Annotated in this window: 14 protein-coding genes and 1 riboswitch; of the genes, 13 read left to right on the top strand and 1 reads right to left on the bottom strand. The window is 58.0% G+C overall.

All coding sequences use genetic code 11. The annotated features are described in order from the left end of the window. Positions 1-49: 49 nt before the first annotated feature. Positions 50-913 carry a hypothetical protein gene (locus AC2TEL_RS07510; RefSeq protein WP_480902970.1) on the bottom strand — a complete coding sequence of 288 codons (864 nt, stop codon included), beginning with the start codon at positions 911-913 and terminating at the stop codon, positions 50-52. A 121-nt stretch (positions 914-1,034) separates the two neighbouring features. Between AC2TEL_RS07510 and miaB the strand changes: the two genes are divergently transcribed. From miaB to AC2TEL_RS07445, 13 genes are all read left to right on the top strand, one after another. Next, positions 1,035-2,354 carry a tRNA (N6-isopentenyl adenosine(37)-C2)-methylthiotransferase MiaB gene (gene miaB / locus AC2TEL_RS07505; protein WP_480902968.1) on the top strand — a complete coding sequence of 440 codons (1,320 nt, stop codon included), beginning with the start codon at positions 1,035-1,037 and terminating at the stop codon, positions 2,352-2,354. Positions 2,355-2,574: 220 nt separating this feature from the next. Further along, positions 2,575-3,285 (top strand): outer membrane protein, encoded by a 711-nt coding sequence (locus AC2TEL_RS07500; protein ID WP_480902966.1) that lies wholly within the window; start codon positions 2,575-2,577, stop codon positions 3,283-3,285. A gap of 159 nt (positions 3,286-3,444) precedes the next feature. Then, complete coding sequence (locus AC2TEL_RS07495; protein ID WP_480840879.1) at positions 3,445-4,467, top strand: PhoH family protein; 1,023 nt, start codon at positions 3,445-3,447, stop codon at positions 4,465-4,467. Between the two features lie 41 nt (positions 4,468-4,508). Next, positions 4,509-5,003: an rRNA maturation RNase YbeY gene (gene ybeY, locus AC2TEL_RS07490; RefSeq protein ID WP_480902964.1), complete on the top strand. Its 495-nt coding sequence runs from the start codon at positions 4,509-4,511 to the stop codon at positions 5,001-5,003. A 37-nt stretch (positions 5,004-5,040) separates the two neighbouring features. Next, complete coding sequence (locus AC2TEL_RS07485) at positions 5,041-5,928, top strand: hemolysin family protein (protein WP_480841435.1); 888 nt, start codon at positions 5,041-5,043, stop codon at positions 5,926-5,928. Next, positions 5,925-7,430, top strand: a complete 1,506-nt coding sequence (gene lnt, locus AC2TEL_RS07480; RefSeq protein WP_480902962.1) for an apolipoprotein N-acyltransferase — start codon at positions 5,925-5,927, stop codon at positions 7,428-7,430. Before AC2TEL_RS07485 ends, lnt begins: the two co-directional genes overlap by 4 nt. 43 nt (positions 7,431-7,473) lie before the next feature. Further along, positions 7,474-7,522, top strand: a riboswitch (SAM-SAH riboswitch). Between the two features lie 5 nt (positions 7,523-7,527). After that, positions 7,528-8,709, top strand: coding sequence for a methionine adenosyltransferase (metK, locus tag AC2TEL_RS07475; protein ID WP_480840873.1), 1,182 nt, complete (start codon positions 7,528-7,530; stop codon positions 8,707-8,709). A gap of 113 nt (positions 8,710-8,822) precedes the next feature. Next, positions 8,823-9,536, top strand: coding sequence for a tRNA (guanosine(46)-N7)-methyltransferase TrmB (trmB, locus tag AC2TEL_RS07470; RefSeq protein ID WP_480902960.1), 714 nt, complete (start codon positions 8,823-8,825; stop codon positions 9,534-9,536). A gap of 189 nt (positions 9,537-9,725) precedes the next feature. Then, the gene (locus tag AC2TEL_RS07465; protein ID WP_480902958.1) at positions 9,726-10,700 is read left to right on the top strand and encodes an amidohydrolase family protein; all 975 of its coding nucleotides are present in this window, start codon (positions 9,726-9,728) and stop codon (positions 10,698-10,700) included. Positions 10,701-10,798: 98 nt separating this feature from the next. Beyond that, positions 10,799-12,157 (top strand): 3-phosphoshikimate 1-carboxyvinyltransferase, encoded by a 1,359-nt coding sequence (gene aroA / locus AC2TEL_RS07460; RefSeq protein WP_480840867.1) that lies wholly within the window; start codon positions 10,799-10,801, stop codon positions 12,155-12,157. Continuing rightward, a complete protein-coding gene (locus tag AC2TEL_RS07455) occupies positions 12,157-12,783 on the top strand; it encodes a (d)CMP kinase (protein WP_480840865.1) in 627 nt (208 codons plus the stop codon). The genes aroA and AC2TEL_RS07455 overlap by 1 nt, the downstream gene beginning before the upstream one ends. A 91-nt stretch (positions 12,784-12,874) precedes the next feature. Beyond that, entirely contained in the window at positions 12,875-13,390 is a 516-nt protein-coding gene (locus AC2TEL_RS07450) for a hypothetical protein (protein WP_480840863.1), read from the top strand. Positions 13,391-13,690: 300 nt separating this feature from the next. Continuing rightward, positions 13,691-15,376, top strand: coding sequence for a tryptophan halogenase family protein (locus AC2TEL_RS07445; RefSeq protein WP_480902956.1), 1,686 nt, complete (start codon positions 13,691-13,693; stop codon positions 15,374-15,376). Positions 15,377-15,553: the final 177 nt, after the last annotated feature.

Below are 15,553 nucleotides of genomic sequence, written 5' to 3'. Positions count from 1 at the left end.
TCACGGCCGCTGGCTCGGCTGACCTTGCGAGGCTAAAGGGGAGCTGCGGTCAAAACCACTGCCCAGGCTCCATCAGGCCAAGGTCAAGCAATTGGCGTGAAGACCACTGAAATTCGATCGAATTGCGCCAGCGAAAGCTGGGAATGTCGAAGGTCGAGCCGGCGTTTGTTTTCAGAGCTTTGGCCGCGCGGAACGAGCAGATCGCCGCCGTCATATTGTGATGCCACGGGCAGGAATAAGTGTTGTATTCTGCGTCGTTGAAGGTGTGATCCGGCAGCAGAGTCAGGCCTTTCTTCGCCTTGAACAGGGCGATGCGGTCGATGCGGCGGCGTTCATACGGGATGTGGTCCTCGAACCGCCAACGCAAGCCACCGGACATATCCAGTTGCCGCTCCAACGGTTGCCCCGCAGCGTCATGGCGGGTGTGTGCGTAATAGCCTTTGCTGTCCAGCATGGCCCGGTCGGGGGCAACCCCGTTGGGTGCGGCGGCAAGATCATCGGCATAAAGGTCGACGACATGCGCCAGCATCGCGCTGCGCCGTTCCTCTGTATGAAAGGCAAGCATCTCGCCGACAGTGCGTGTCTCACAAAAGGGAAAGAACAGGTACTCGGCGTTATAGCAGTAATACATCCATAGCCCCGGTGCCGCCTGAATGATCCGATTGATCGTATCGAACACAACGGTTCGGGGCGCACAGGTCAAGGTAACGCGGTGAACTGTGTCTGTGATGTCCGGTTCCAGGTGGAACTCCCTCGGCATGAAAGCAATCACAGACTTGAACCCAAGTTCGAGGTGATGGCGCAGTGTACCGTTCAGTTCAACGTCGTCTTCGGCAAAGATCAGGGCCACAGGCCCCTTTGCCAGGACCGTCTGGCCTGTTTTCAGAAAATGCTCGGGGGATTCGTAGTGCATTGCCTGTTTCAGTTCCGTCTTGCTGGAATTACCGGCCAAATTCGGGTAATTGCGCCGCCATTGCAAGCGGCGTTCGAAGCATATAGATGACGCCGATCCAGCGACTGCAAAGGCCCGCACCATGTCCGAACCGAAAAAGCTGTTTATCAAGACCTATGGCTGTCAGATGAATGTCTATGACAGCGAGCGTATGGCCGAGGCGTTGGGTGGTCAGGGCTATGTCGAGACCAAGTCTGCGGATGACGCGGACATGATCCTGCTGAACACCTGCCATATCCGGGAAAAGGCCGCCGAAAAGGTTTACTCTGAGCTGGGGCGCTTCAAAGGGCTGAAAGCGGAAAAGCCGGATCTGAAAATTGGCGTTGCAGGCTGTGTTGCGCAGGCCGAGGGCGAAGAGATCATGCGCCGCCAACCGCTGGTCGACCTGGTGGTAGGCCCGCAAAGCTATCACCGTTTGCCCGAGATGGAAGCAAAGACGCGCGAAGGCGAAAAGGCGCTGGATACGGATTTCCCAGAAGAGGACAAATTCGAAAAGCTCAAGAACCGCCCCAAGGCCAAACGTGGGCCGACCGCATTTCTGACGGTGCAGGAAGGCTGCGACAAGTTCTGCGCCTTCTGTGTAGTGCCCTATACACGCGGCGCCGAGGTCAGTCGTCCGGCGGACCGCATTCTGCGCGAGGCCCGGGATCTGGTTGAACGGGGTGTGCGCGAGATCACGCTGCTGGGGCAGAACGTCAATGCCTATCATGGCGCTGGCGCTGACGGAGATATGTCACTGGCCGGTTTGATATGGGAACTGAACAAAGTGGATGGGCTGGAACGCATCCGCTTTACCACATCACATCCCAACGACATGACCGATGATCTGATCGAGGCGCACGGCACCTGTGACAAGCTGATGCCCTACCTGCACCTGCCGGTTCAGTCAGGCTCGGACAAGATACTTAAGCGGATGAACCGCAGCCACACCGCCGAAAGCTACTTGCGCCTGATCGAACGCATCCGCGCGGCACGGCCGGATATTCTCATGTCTGGTGACTTTATTGTCGGTTTCCCGGAAGAGTCGGATGAGGATTTTCAGGCCACGCTGGATTTGGTGGAAGAAGTCAAATACGGGTACGCCTATTCCTTCAAGTACTCAACCAGGCCGGGAACGCCTGCGGCAGAACGGCCACAGGTCGAAGCGGAAGTGGCCGATGAGCGTCTACAGCGTCTGCAGGCCGTGATTACGCGCCACCAGCAGGAGATCCAGGACTCGATGGTTGGTCGGACCGTGAAAGTTTTGTTCGAAAAACCCGGTCGTCTCTCCGATCAGATGGTCGGAAAATCCGAGTATCTTCACGCAGTTCACGTCACAAACGCGGAAATCGGCGCCGGGGATCTGCGAGCGGTCAAAATCACAGGGTCGGGTGCGAACTCGCTGGCTGGCGAAGCAATCTGAACGGGTGCCTGAACGTCATAACTGACGAAATATCAGGAAATTAACCCTTGATTTATAGCTTGGAACTATGTTCCGAGAATAGCCAGATTTTTCATGCAGGTCTTTTGGGTACTATGAGAAATCTGCCCGGATCTTAATGTTGGGATCCGTGTGAAGGAGGGCGCGAGTAGTGAGTAGGACGTGTTTCAGGGGATTTGGTGCGTCCCGGTTGTTCAGCGCAATGGTGATCGCAGCCTTCAGTGCCGCCCCGACGCTGGCCGGTGATGTAATCGGTGATGTGACCGAACCGGATGTCATTGCTCCGCTGGAACTTTCACGTGATGTCAGCGCCTTTTATCTGGGTTTGAGTGGCGGCTATGGGTCTGGCGGAGAGGACCAGTTTGGCTTCAGAACCTCGGGCGGTTTGTTTCCGATCGGCAATCTGGAACCGTCAGGAAGTTATGGCGGCGTCCGTGGCGGTTGGCGGGGTATTCTGCCCACGCGGGGCGGGCGGGACTATGTATACGGTTTGGAGATCGGGTATGATTTCGGAACCCTGGACGACAGTGCATCGACGCAAATCGGGATCACGACTGTTACGGCGCAGTCATCTATTTCCGACGTTTTTTCGGTACGGCTGCGCAGCGGTCTGAGCAACAAGAGCCGCAGCATTCTTTATTTTGCGACTGTTGGATATGTCACCGGCGATATCACTACGTCGAGTTCTTTGGCCGCTGGCGGCCCGGTGACGCGTTTTCAGGAGCAGGACCGGCGCAGTGGCTTTTCGGCAAGTTTGGGTGCGGAGCATCAACTGACCGAACGCTGGTCGATCACCGGTGAAATCGAGTACATGCAGTTCGAATCGAAGGTCGTGGATTTGGGGTCGGGGTTTTCGACCAAATCAACTCCCAGCTTTCGCGGGGTCCGGTTCGGGTTGAATTACGCTTTCTAAACGCTTCTGGTTCAGGTGCCCTGCTTGTCAGAAACTGCAGGGATTTGACCCGGCTGTCTGGCGCATTTGTCATCGGGGCTGGAAAATTTAAATCTGCGCCTTGCGTCGACCCGGATTTGTTGTCACGCTCAGGGTGAACCGCCAAGACAGGAGAACGGATTGGCCATCGGTGCCCTGACCCCACCGCAAGATGACATGCCCCAGCGTGAGGCGCTTGTTGAATTCCCCGACAACCGATTGTTGATTGATTTATGCGGCGAATATGATCGCAACCTTGCAGAGATCGAGCAAAAACTGACCGTCCAGATCGTGCGGCGCGGCAATCAGCTTGTCGTGCTGGGTGACGAGGAGGCGCAGAAACAGGCCGTCGATGTTCTGCAGGCACTCTATACCCGTTTGGAAGGTGGGCGTGACGTGGAAGCCGCGGATGTCGACCGCGAGCTGCGGATGGGCAATTCTGAAGCTGGAACAGGAACCCGCGACGGCGATCAGCTGGAGATGTTCAAAGGCGGCACGGTCGAAATCAAGACCCGCAAAAAGTTGGTCGAACCGCGAACAGATGCGCAAAAGGCCTATGTGCAATCGCTGTTCCAGAATGAACTGGCCTTTGGTATCGGGCCGGCGGGTACCGGGAAGACCTATCTGGCGGTTGCCGTCGGCGTTTCGATGTTCATCGGGGGCCATGTGGACCGCATTATCCTCAGTCGCCCGGCCGTCGAGGCCGGTGAAAAGCTGGGCTATCTGCCCGGCGACATGAAGGACAAGGTCGATCCTTACATGCAGCCGCTCTATGACGCATTGAACGATTTTCTTCCGGGTAAACAGCTTGCCAAACTGATCGAAGAAAAACGGATCGAAATCGCGCCGCTGGCATTCATGCGCGGCCGCACTCTGGCCAATGCCTTCGTGGTGCTGGACGAAGCGCAGAATGCCACAACCATGCAGATGAAGATGTTTCTCACTCGTCTGGGGGAAGGCAGCCGCATGGTCATCACTGGTGACAGGTCTCAGGTTGATTTGCCGCGCGGGGTGCAATCGGGACTGAAGGACGCCGAACGCTTGCTGAAGACGATTCCGAATATTGGCTTCAACTACTTCACATCGAAAGATGTGGTGCGGCACCCGCTTGTGGCCGCCATTATTGAAGCGTATGAGGCCGACGCGGGTCGCGAAACGGGTTGAGTTGCCGAGGTCTCGCGTGCGGGGCCTTGGTATTTGACGTCATGAATCTTGAAATCACCATTGAAGATGACCGCTGGCAGGGATTGGCCAAGCTGGCGCGGTCGGCCGTCGGGGCCGTCCTGGATCATTGCGGCCTGGATGCGGAGAGCTGCGAAGTCAGTGTGCTGGGATGCGATGACGCCCGTATTGCCGCATTGAATGCCGAGTTTCGCGAAAAACCCGTTCCGACAAATGTGCTAAGCTGGCCGGCAGAGGATCTGACGCCAGAAGAAGCCGGCCAAATGCCCATGGCCGCAGAACCCGATTTTACGGGTGAAATCGCGCTGGGCGACATCGCGATTTCCTACGATACCTGCGCGCGAGAGGCCGCCGAAGCCGGTAAATCCATGGATGATCATGTTACTCATCTGATGGTTCATGGGACGTTGCATTTGCTGGGTTATGATCACATTCGTGACGCGGACGCCACTTTAATGGAGGCCGCAGAAGTCGAGATACTTGGCAAAATGGGTATAGATGACCCATATAATGCTTAGCGTGGGCCAATTGGGCTCGATCAACTGGAACAGAGTAATGGGCGATATAGACGGCAGTTCTAGGGCGGCGCAGCGCGCGCAACCTCAGGACAGCAGCACAGACACAGAAGAAAAAAGCGGATTTTTCTCTCGCATCATTGATGCGTTTTCTCCGCCAGGCGACGAAGAGCCAAGCCCGGTCAATGGGCACAATGCGACCAACCCGCAATCCCGGGGCATGATCAACCTGCGCCGAATGCGGGTTGAGGACGTGGCGATCCCGACGGCTGAGATCATTGCGGTTCCGTTGACTATTACCAAAGACGAGTTGGCGGCTTTGTTTCGGGACAGCGGTTTGTCCAGGATTCCGGTTTATGACGGAACGCTGGATACTCCTTTGGGATTTGTCCATCTCAAGGATTTTGCCCTCACCCATGGATTCAACGGAGAGTCGACCGAGTTTGACCTGCGTTCGATGCTGCGCACTTTGTTGTTCGTACCGCCATCGATGCCGATTGGGGTTTTGCTGACCAAGATGCAGACCGAGCGCCGGCACATGGCGCTGGTGATTGATGAATATGGCGGCGTCGACGGGTTGCTGACGATCGAGGACCTGATCGAACAGGTCGTGGGCGAGATTGCGGATGAGCATGACGCAGACGAAGATCAACTGTGGGTACAGGAAAAGCCGGGCTGTTATGTTGTTCAGGCCCGCGTCCCGTTGGAGGATTTCGAGGCCGAGATTGGCCGCTCGCTGACCAATCACGAAGATGTGGACGAAGAAGAAATCGACACTCTGGGTGGGTTGGTCTTCATGTTGTCGGGGCGCGTTCCGGCGCGGGGAGAAGTTGTGCTGCACCCCGAGGGCCCCGAGTTTGAAGTGCTCGATGCCGACCCGCGCCGTATCAAGCGGTTGCGTGTCATGCTGCCGGACGCCGTTACATGAACCCAGCGCAGGGTTGGCCGTTCTGGCTAAGGCTTGCATTGGCTGCGTCGCTGGGTGCGCTTGGTGCGTTTGGGTTGGCGCCGTTCGGCTATTGGGGCGCGACGCTTCTGGCGTGTGTTCTGATCGCTCCCTTATTTCTGTCCTGCGAAACCCGTCGTCAAGCCGCCTGGTTGGGGTGGGCATTTGCCACCGGATATTTCGCCAATGCGCTAAGCTGGATTATCGAACCTTTTCAGGTCGATGCTGAACGTCATGCCTGGATGGCACCGTTCGCACTGGTGTTATTGGCCGGTGGGTTGGCCCTTTTTTGGGGGCTGGCGTTTTGGGTCGCACGCAGGCCGGAATCGGACCCTGTGCAACAGGCATTGTATTTGACTGTAAGCTTGTCTCTGGCAGAAATTGGCCGGGGATATCTGTTGACCGGGTTTCCCTGGGCCGGAGTCGCTCAAGTCTGGGTCAATACGCCGGTTGTCCAGGTGTTGTCGCTGATGGGGCCATACGGGTTGGGGGCTCTGACCTTGGCCGCCACCCTTCCATTCGGGGCGGCCTTGGCCGAAAGCCGAACGTTGCGTGGTTTGGCTGTGCCCCTTGTCATTTCGGTTGGAACCGCTGTGCTGGCCACGGGATATGCCGCCACGCGTCCCCAGGTGTCTCTGTCCGAACATGTTGTCCGGCTCGTGCAGCCCAATGCGCCTCAGCATCAGAAATGGGACCCGGATTATGCTCCACTGTTTTTCGCGCGACAAATCGAATTTACGGCAGCGGAGCCTCGACCGGATTTGATCGTCTGGCCCGAAACAGCGGTGCCAGCCTGGTTGGGGAGCGCCCAGCCCTATTTGACGGCCATAGCCGAGGCGGCACAGGGCACTCCGGTTGTCCTTGGAATTCAACGGGCGAACGGCGCGCGGATCTACAACTCGATGATATATCTGGACGATCAGGGACGTCAGGCGGGGCTCTACGACAAGCATCATCTGGCACCCTTCGGCGAATACGTGCCCTTCGGCAATCTGATGGCGCGGTTTGGCATTGCGGGTCTGGCGACGACAACCGGGAATGGGTTCAGTGCAGGGCCGGGGGCGGCAGTGATGGACGCGGGTAAGTTGGGCACCGCCCTGCCGCTGATCTGTTACGAGGCCGTATTCACGCAGGATGTTTTTGCGGCTCCGGAACGCGCGGATTTTTTGTTGCAGATCACAAACGACGCGTGGTTCGGTACGCGGTCCGGTCCGTACCAACATCTGGCGCAGGCGCAGATGCGCGCGATCGAGCAGGGGTTGCCAATGGTGCGCGTGGCCAACACAGGCGTTTCGGCGATGATTGACCCGTTGGGACAGATTACCGATGCCCTACCGTTGGGGCAGGCGGGCTATATCGACGCGGAGTTGCCGCAAGCTATGGCGTCGACGATTTATTCTCGAATTGGAGATAATCCGATTCTAATTGCGCTATTGGCCACTTTTTTGCTGCTCTGGCGCAACGCCCGGCACGATCACGGGTAATTTCCGATTGACCCTTTTTTTCTGCGGGCGTATCCCCTCGAAATGCCTGTCACAACGGCTTCCTGGCGTGGCGGGGAAATCTTAATGGAGCACTTTCATGTCCCGACAGAACTACACATTTACTTCGGAATCCGTTTCCGAGGGGCACCCGGACAAGGTCTGCGACCGCATTTCGGATGCCGTTCTCGACGCGTTTTTGAACGAAGAACCCGAAGCGCGCGTGGCGTGCGAAACCTTTGCAACCACCAATCGCGTTGTTATCGGCGGCGAAGTTGGCCTGTCGGATCAGGACACGTTGCATGACTACATGGGCCGCATCGACGAGATTGCGCGCGCCTGTGTCAAGGATATCGGTTACGAACAGGACAAGTTTCACCACGAAACCGTCGAAGTGACGAACCTGCTGCACGAACAATCCGCTCATATCGCGCAGGGTGTCGACGCGTCGGATAACAAGGACGAGGGCGCAGGCGATCAGGGGATCATGTTCGGTCACGCGACGACTGAAACGCCGGCTCTTATGCCTGCACCGATCCAGTATTCGCATGCAATCCTGCGGCGCCTGGCAGAAGTTCGCAAGAACGGCACGGAACCTGCCCTCGGCCCGGATGCGAAATCACAGTTGTCGGTGGTTTATCGTGACGGCAAGCCGGTTGGTGTCAGTTCGATCGTGCTGTCGACGCAGCACCTGGACGAGTCGCTGACCTCGGACGACATCCGCCAGATTGTCGAGCCGTATATTCGCGAAACTCTGCCCGACGGCTGGCTGTCGGCCGAGACCGAGTGGCACGTAAACCCAACCGGAAAGTTCGTGATTGGCGGGCCGGATGGCGACGCAGGTCTGACCGGGCGGAAGATCATTGTGGATACTTATGGTGGTGCTGCCCCTCATGGCGGCGGCGCTTTTTCGGGCAAAGACCCGACCAAGGTTGACCGGTCGGCCGCTTATGCTGCGCGCTACCTGGCCAAGAACGTTGTGGCCGCGGGCATGGCAGAGCGATGCACGATCCAGCTAAGCTACGCGATCGGTGTCTCCAAGCCGCTATCGATTTACGCGGACGCACACGGTACGGGCCAGATCGCAAACGCTGAAATCGAAAAAGCGGTCGGCGAGGTAATGGACCTGACGCCGCGTGGCATCCGTGAGCATCTGCAACTGAACAAGCCGATCTATCAGCGCACGGCTGCCTATGGCCACTTTGGCCGTGACCCGGATGAGGATGGTGGCTTTAGTTGGGAACGCACCGATCTGGTCGACGCCCTTAAAAAAGCAGTCTGATCTTCAATTCAAAAAAACGCGCCCTTTGAGGCGCGTTTTTCATTTAGGCCAGTTGCCAGCTAACCAAGCCTCGCCTCTTGCAACGGTTTCGGCGTCAAAGTAATGCCACCGCCATGAGCACCGAGACCCCAAAACGCCCCCGCAGGAACTTCTATGGCCGCTTCAAGGGCAAAACCCTGAAGCCCAGCCAAAAGACCTATCTGTCGGAAGACCTTGCGGCCCTGTCGCCCGGCCCAGTCGATTGGGAGGCCAACCCTGAACGCACACCGCTTGACCTCGACGCGTTGTTTGGTGGCAAACCGGTCTGGCTTGAGGTCGGTTTTGGCGGCGGCGAGCATCTGGTGCATCAGGCAAGGAACAACCCCGATATCGGCATCATTGGGGCAGAGCCGTATATCAATGGTGTCGCCATGCTGTTGGGCAAAATCCGCCGGGCTGGTGTTGAAAATCTTGCAGTTCATCCTGGCGATGCGCGTGACCTGTTCGACGTGCTGCCCGACGCCAGTATCTCGCGTGCGTTTCTGCTTTATCCTGATCCGTGGCCAAAGGCGCGGCATCATCGCCGCCGTTTTGTCACACCTGAACATCTTGAGCCGCTGGCCAGATCACTGAAACCCGGCGCGATTTTCCGGGTGGCGACGGACATCCCGGACTATGTGCGCCAGACCCTCGAAGAGGTGCCGCGCGCCGGTTTCGAATGGCTGGCCGAGCGCCCTGCGGACTGGCGTAAGCCTTGGGACGACTGGATCTCGACCCGGTATGAACAAAAGGCGCTGCGCGAAGGTCGCACACCGCATTACCTGACCTTCCGGCGCACCGAAAACTGACCCTTTTCAGATTTCTGTAATCCTGAACGCTATGCTAGGTTGAGCAGGCCACACGCGGTCTGTTCGCTCAAGTATATTTCGGGAATTGCCATGTCTGATATTCGGATCACAAATTGCCATACCCACCTATTCCACGCGGGCCATGTTCCAGAAGATTACCCTTATCCTGCGCTGAAACCATTCAAGAAAATGCCTTGGCTTCTGAAAGCACTGGCATTCGGTGCGCGCCTTATCGGGCAGCACCCGGTCGCGGAAAAACTGGATCGACTCTACCGGTTTCAGAGGGAGACCGCCGAAGACAGCCAACGGGACATTCTGAGCAACCTAAGGCGGCACTATCCGGGCAATACCCGTTTTGTTGTGCTGCCGATGGATCTGTCGGCATTTGGGTACGGTGCGCCGTCCCTGCCGCTCAGCGCGCAACACGACGAACTGGCAAAGCTGGCTGGTGATCCGGCCGTTGGTGGCTCGGTTATTCCCTTTGCCACGATTGACCCACGGGCGGACCCCGAGGCGAAAGAGCTATGGCGCGCGATTGATGGTCTAAGTTTCCGTGGTCTAAAGCTATACCCGCGACTGGGCTTCGCCCCGGACGACCCTGTGCTGATGCGCCACGTGTATCCCCGACTTGCGGAAAAGAACCTGCCGGTGATGTCCCACTGCTCGCGCGGGGGTGTTCAGGGGCGGTATCTGCCGGATTACTGGGCTGATCGTTTCACTGAGCCAGAGGCATTTATTCCTGTGATGCGGGCACATCCTACGCTCCGCGTTTGCCTCGCGCATTTCGGCGGTCAGCGCGACTGGGAAGCTTACGCCAACCCGGATCGCGAGGATCCTTTGGATGATGCGTTCAGTCGAAACTGGCAGGTGGCGATCCGGCGTATGATTGGCAGCGGGGATTACCCTGGGCTATGGACCGACATTTCCTACACACTGTTTCAGTTCGAGGACTACGCTCCGTTCCTTAGAATTTTCCTGACCGGCGACGATGAAGAAAGCACGCGATTGCGGTCAAGGGTTCTGTTCGGGTCGGATTACTACATGACCCGGCAGGAAAAGCTGTCGGAAAGAGCGGTCTGCATCCGTCTGCGAAATGCGCTGGGCGAAGAAATTTTCCGGCAGATCGCCGAAGAGAATCCCGCCAAATGGCTGGGAGAGGCCTGACAAGCGCTTTCGCAGCCAACCAGCGCATCATTGCCGCTGGACCAAGCGGCCCCAATTCGCTAATCGGCTTGAGCACTGATAGCGCAAAAGGAGCCCCCATGTCCGGACACGGCACGCCCATCCCGATGACCTCGCATCCCTGCGGTCCGCTGACCGGCACGGCCGAAGTGCCCGGAGACAAGTCGATCTCGCACCGTTCGCTGATCCTTGGGGCCATGGCAGTGGGTGAGACCCGGATCACGGGCCTGCTGGAAGGCGAGGATGTACTGGACACGGCCAAAGCTATGCGCGCGTTTGGGGCTGAAGTCACAGATCATGGCGGCGGCGAATGGTCCGTCCACGGTGTCGGGGTTGGTGGTTTTGCCGAGCCGGATCAGGTGATCGATTGCGGCAATTCGGGAACCGGAGTGCGCCTGATCATGGGCGCTATGGCGACCTCTCCGATCACGGCGACCTTCACGGGCGATGCCAGTCTGAACAAACGCCCCATGGCGCGGGTCACGGATCCTCTGGCGCTATTCGGGACTCAATCGGTTGGACGCACGGGCGGTCGGTTGCCGATGACCATTGTGGGTGCCGCCGACCCGGTTCCGGTGCGTTATGAAGTGCCGGTCCCCTCGGCGCAGGTGAAGTCCGCTGTACTGCTGGCCGGTCTCAACGCGCCCGGCAAAACCGTGGTGATCGAGAAAGAGGCCACGCGCGATCACTCTGAACGGATGCTGGCCGGGTTTGGTGCAGAAATTTCTGTCGAGGACACAGACGAGGGTCGTGTGATCACTCTGACCGGTCGACCCGAGTTGAAGCCGCAAGTTATCGCCGTGCCGCGCGATCCGTCCAGTGCCGCCTTTCCGGTCTGTGCGGCGCTGATCACGCCGGATTCGGATGTGCTGGTGCCGGGGATTGGTCTGAACCCGACCCGCGCTGGTCTGTTTACCACGCTGCGCGAAATGGGTGCCGACCTGACCTATGAAAACGAGCGCGAAGAAGGTGGCGAGCCCGTTGCCGACCTGCGCGCGCGCTATTCGCCGAACATGAAGGGGATCAACGTGCCGGCCGAACGTGCGGCCTCGATGATCGATGAATACCCGGTGTTGTCCGTTGTTGCGGCCAACGCCATGGGCACCACGATGATGGCTGGCGTCAAGGAACTGCGCGTCAAGGAAAGCGATCGGATTGACGCAATGGCCCGCGGCCTGCGCGCCAATGGCGTGACGGTTGAAGAGGGCGAGGAATGGTGGTCGGTCGAGGGGCTGGGCATTGGCAACGTTCCAGGTGGTGGTATCTGCGAGAGCTTTCTGGATCACCGCATCGCGATGTCATTCATGATCCTTGGCATGGGCGCAATTGATGCGGTGACCGTCGATGACGCCGGACCCATCGCAACGTCCTTCCCGGTGTTCGAGCCCTTGATGGAGCGGTTGGGCGCTCAGTTGGCGCGCAACAACCGGCAAGTCTGATGACAACCCGCAGTTTCACGGTTGCCATTGACGGGCCTGCTGCGGCAGGCAAGGGGACGATCTCCAAGGCGGTCGCTGAGACGTTCGGTTTTGCGCATCTTGACACCGGTCTGCTGTATCGTGCGGTCGGACGGCGCACGTTGAACGGACTGGACGCGATAGCTGCGGCGCAATCGCTGACCGCGGAAGAATTGGAGCAGGGAGACCTGCGCACGGCAGAAATCGCGCAAGCGGCATCCAAAGTCGCGGTCATCCCCGAGGTCCGGGCCGCGCTGGTCGATTTTCAGCGTGCTTTTGCGAGACGATCGGGCGGTGCGGTTCTGGACGGCCGCGACATCGGAACCGTGATCTGCCCGGAAGCTGAGGTCAAGGTGTTCGTCACCGCCAGCGCCGAGGTTCGGGCCGAGCGCCGTTTTCTGGAACTGATTGCCAAGGGTGCGGAACTATCCCGAGAACAGGTTCTTGCCGACGTGCGCGAGCGGGATGCGCGTGACGCCGAACGTAGTACGGCCCCAATGAAACCCGCAAAGGATGCGGTGCTGCTGGATACCTCCGATCTGTCGATTGATCAGGCGCTGAGCGAGGCGATTGCCTTAGTCGCGGACAAGTGGCGCGCCGGGCAGTAACGTCGAAGCGAAAACAGAGTTCACCAAGCTGTGTTTGGTCAGCTAACCGCTGCGCGCCTAAGGTTGGATCATTGTCGTCTGGAGAATGATCATGATCCGCCTTGCCCTTGTTCTGGTATTGCTGGCCGGAAGCCTTGCCGCCCAAGAGGCGGAACCTTCGATGGATTACGAAAGGCTGGGCAAAATTCTCTTTGCGCTTGATCCTGAGGCACGACCGCTTGGGCCGGGCTTTGAGTTGACGGTATCGGATGTGACGGTGCTTGTTGTCACAGACACAAATGCGGACCGGATGCGGGCAATGGTCGCGATCGGCAGCGCAGAAGATTTGTCGCCCGCGGACCTGAAGCGCATGATGCAGGCGAATTTCGACAGTACGCTGGATGCGCGTTACGCGATCGCCAATGGCACATTGTGGGCTGCATTCATCCACCCGTTGTCTCGACTGGACAAGAACCAGTTGATCTCGGGGCTGGCGCAAACCGTGAACATCGCCAAGACTTACGGCACCTTGTATTCCGGTGGTGCGGCGGAATTCGGCGGAGGCGACAGCCATGATTTGCAGCGCGCTTTGATCGAAGAGCTACTGAAGAAAGGCGAAGAAATCTGACGGTTGCCCGGAAAGTGCGCTTATCCTGATGCAATCCTGTTTGGAAGAAACCAAAAAGCTAAGGAAGATACGCGGCAAGGTTTGTGGCGACCGCTTCGCGGTTCCGTACTGACAAAAAGGCCAAGAATCGGTCACTGCGGGTCGCGGGGCCGGAGCACGTTCAGGCCAGGAAAGCCCTAGCTGGATGCGCGATAGCTGCTATACTACCCCTCAAACAAAAAGGGAAAGCTGCAATATTAACCCCCAAACAAAAAGGGGATGCAGCTAATAAATCCCCCGAACCAACAGGGACAGAACCACATGAACAATCGTTTGAGCAAAATCACCATCGTTGGTGGCGGCACGGCTGGTTGGATGACCGCACTAATCCTGGAGATGGTGCTTTCCCGCACCTCAGCACCCAAGGATCGCCCGCGCATCTGCCTGATCGAAAGCCCCAATATCTCCACCGTCGGTGTAGGCGAGGCCACGGTGCCACGCATGCCGGTCACGCTCCGTCAGGCAGGTATTTCAGAGCGGGATTTTTTTCGCGAAACCAACGCCTCGTTCAAACTGGGTGTGAAGTTTTGCAATTGGAACAAGGACGCCAAGGGTAATCGCATCGATTACGTGAACCCCTTTGCCCACGGCCAGTTGCTGGAGGGGCTGGAGGCCTCCGAGTTTTTCCTGCGCTATGGCAATGGGGATCGGGATTTTACGCAGTCCATCTCGCCGCATGATGATCTGGCTCGCCTGTGCAAAGGTGGGCGGCAGTTGGGGCAGCCCGAATTTGAGCAGCGGTTTGGCTATGCCTATCACCTGGACGCCGTGAAGTTTGCAGGCATGCTGACCAAGGTCTGCACCGAGCGCGGTGTGGAACACATCCAGGATGAGGTGCAAGCGGTTGAGCTGGATGAACAAGGAAACGTCAGCCACCTGATGTTGGAGCGCACGGGCCGCCATGACATCGAAATGGTCATTGATTGCACCGGGTTCCGCGGGTTGATCATCAATCAGGCTCTTGGTGAGCCGTTTTTGGATTACTCGGATTATCTGCCCAACGATCGCGCCATGGCGTTGCAGATCGAGCATCCCAATCCAAGAAAGATCGAAAGCGTCACGCGGTCTACCGCACTTGGCGCAGGTTGGACATGGCGGGTACCGCTCTACAACCGTGTGGGGACGGGTTACGTTTATTCTTCCGCGCATCGCACGGACGATCAGGCGGCAGATGAATACCTTGAGTGGCTGGGAGACAGCGGCAAGGGCGCGACGCCGCGCGTAATCCCGATGCGCGTCGGGCGCGTACGCAATGCCTGGGTCAAAAACTGTGTGGCGATCGGGTTGTCGGGAGGATTCATAGAACCTCTTGAAAGTACCGCGATCCATATGATTGATCACGCGATACGCTGGTTCGCAGAGCACTTGCCCACCCGGGACATCGAACCGTCATTGCGGGCCAGATACAACCGGCAGATGGATAAGCTCTACAACGAGGTGCTGGAATTCATTTGCCTGCACTACCGACTGGGCAACCGTACGGATGACCAATACTGGATCGACGCACGGACCGAGATGAAGTTGCCGGATCGTTTGGCCGAGAACCTGGAATTGTGGCAGCACCGCCTGCCGATGCAGCACGACGTCGAGTTCGCCACGCTGTTTGACCATCGCGTTTATCAGACGGTTCTTTTGGGCAAACAGGTCTATGATACGGGTTATGGTACCGGTATCCGCGATCGTCTGCGGCCGTTGAACAAAGCGATTTGGTTTCAGTGGTGGAAGGGTGCGAAAGTGGACCTTGCGCAGATACTCAAGACGATGCCAGATCACAAAACGCTACTGCGCGATATCCGGGGTGAGCTGAAGCAACCGGCCTTTGCCATGGCGGCGCCGATGAAACCGACAGTGGCGATGCCGGGTGTGTCGCCGGAACCCGTGGTGATTCAGAACATGCCAAACCTGGACGAAATCCAAAGCGGCAAGAAGGATTTGCAACTGTTCTAGCAATTCATTTCGCCCTGTGCGCAGGGCGATTTTTAGAATTTGATGAGAGGCGGGGAGGAAACTCTTCGCCTTCGCCTCGGCGACCAGGGTTTTGAGTAGGTCTTGGTAGCACTCTTACAAAATGCCTGTGTGGGATGTCTTGGAGGTCGTCGGGTCTCGCGCAGACGGTGAATACAG

The organism is Ruegeria sp. HKCCD9138, assembly GCF_057220975.1.
Note: the sequence above shows the minus strand (reverse complement) of the source record. Positions and strands in the feature narration are given on the sequence as shown.

Bases quoted from the DNA above. Each gene is read 5' to 3' on its own strand.
- AC2TEL_RS07455 (WP_480840865.1), top strand. From the start codon at position 12,157: ATGACAACCCGCAGTTTCACGGTTGCCATTGACGGGCCTGCTGCGGCA.
- AC2TEL_RS07450 (WP_480840863.1), top strand. From the start codon at position 12,875: ATGATCCGCCTTGCCCTTGTTCTGGTATTGCTGGCCGGAAGCCTTGCC.
- AC2TEL_RS07445 (WP_480902956.1), top strand. From the start codon at position 13,691: ATGAACAATCGTTTGAGCAAAATCACCATCGTTGGTGGCGGCACGGCT.
- miaB (WP_480902968.1), top strand. From the start codon at position 1,035: ATGTCCGAACCGAAAAAGCTGTTTATCAAGACCTATGGCTGTCAGATG.
- AC2TEL_RS07465 (WP_480902958.1), top strand. From the start codon at position 9,726: ATGCCTTGGCTTCTGAAAGCACTGGCATTCGGTGCGCGCCTTATCGGG.
- AC2TEL_RS07485 (WP_480841435.1), top strand. From the start codon at position 5,041: ATGGGCGATATAGACGGCAGTTCTAGGGCGGCGCAGCGCGCGCAACCT.
- AC2TEL_RS07500 (WP_480902966.1), top strand. From the start codon at position 2,575: ATGGTGATCGCAGCCTTCAGTGCCGCCCCGACGCTGGCCGGTGATGTA.
- ybeY (WP_480902964.1), top strand. From the start codon at position 4,509: ATGAATCTTGAAATCACCATTGAAGATGACCGCTGGCAGGGATTGGCC.
- trmB (WP_480902960.1), top strand. From the start codon at position 8,823: ATGAGCACCGAGACCCCAAAACGCCCCCGCAGGAACTTCTATGGCCGC.
- AC2TEL_RS07510 (WP_480902970.1), bottom strand. From the start codon at position 913: ATGCACTACGAATCCCCCGAGCATTTTCTGAAAACAGGCCAGACGGTC.
- aroA (WP_480840867.1), top strand. From the start codon at position 10,799: ATGTCCGGACACGGCACGCCCATCCCGATGACCTCGCATCCCTGCGGT.
- lnt (WP_480902962.1), top strand. From the start codon at position 5,925: ATGAACCCAGCGCAGGGTTGGCCGTTCTGGCTAAGGCTTGCATTGGCT.
- metK (WP_480840873.1), top strand. From the start codon at position 7,528: ATGTCCCGACAGAACTACACATTTACTTCGGAATCCGTTTCCGAGGGG.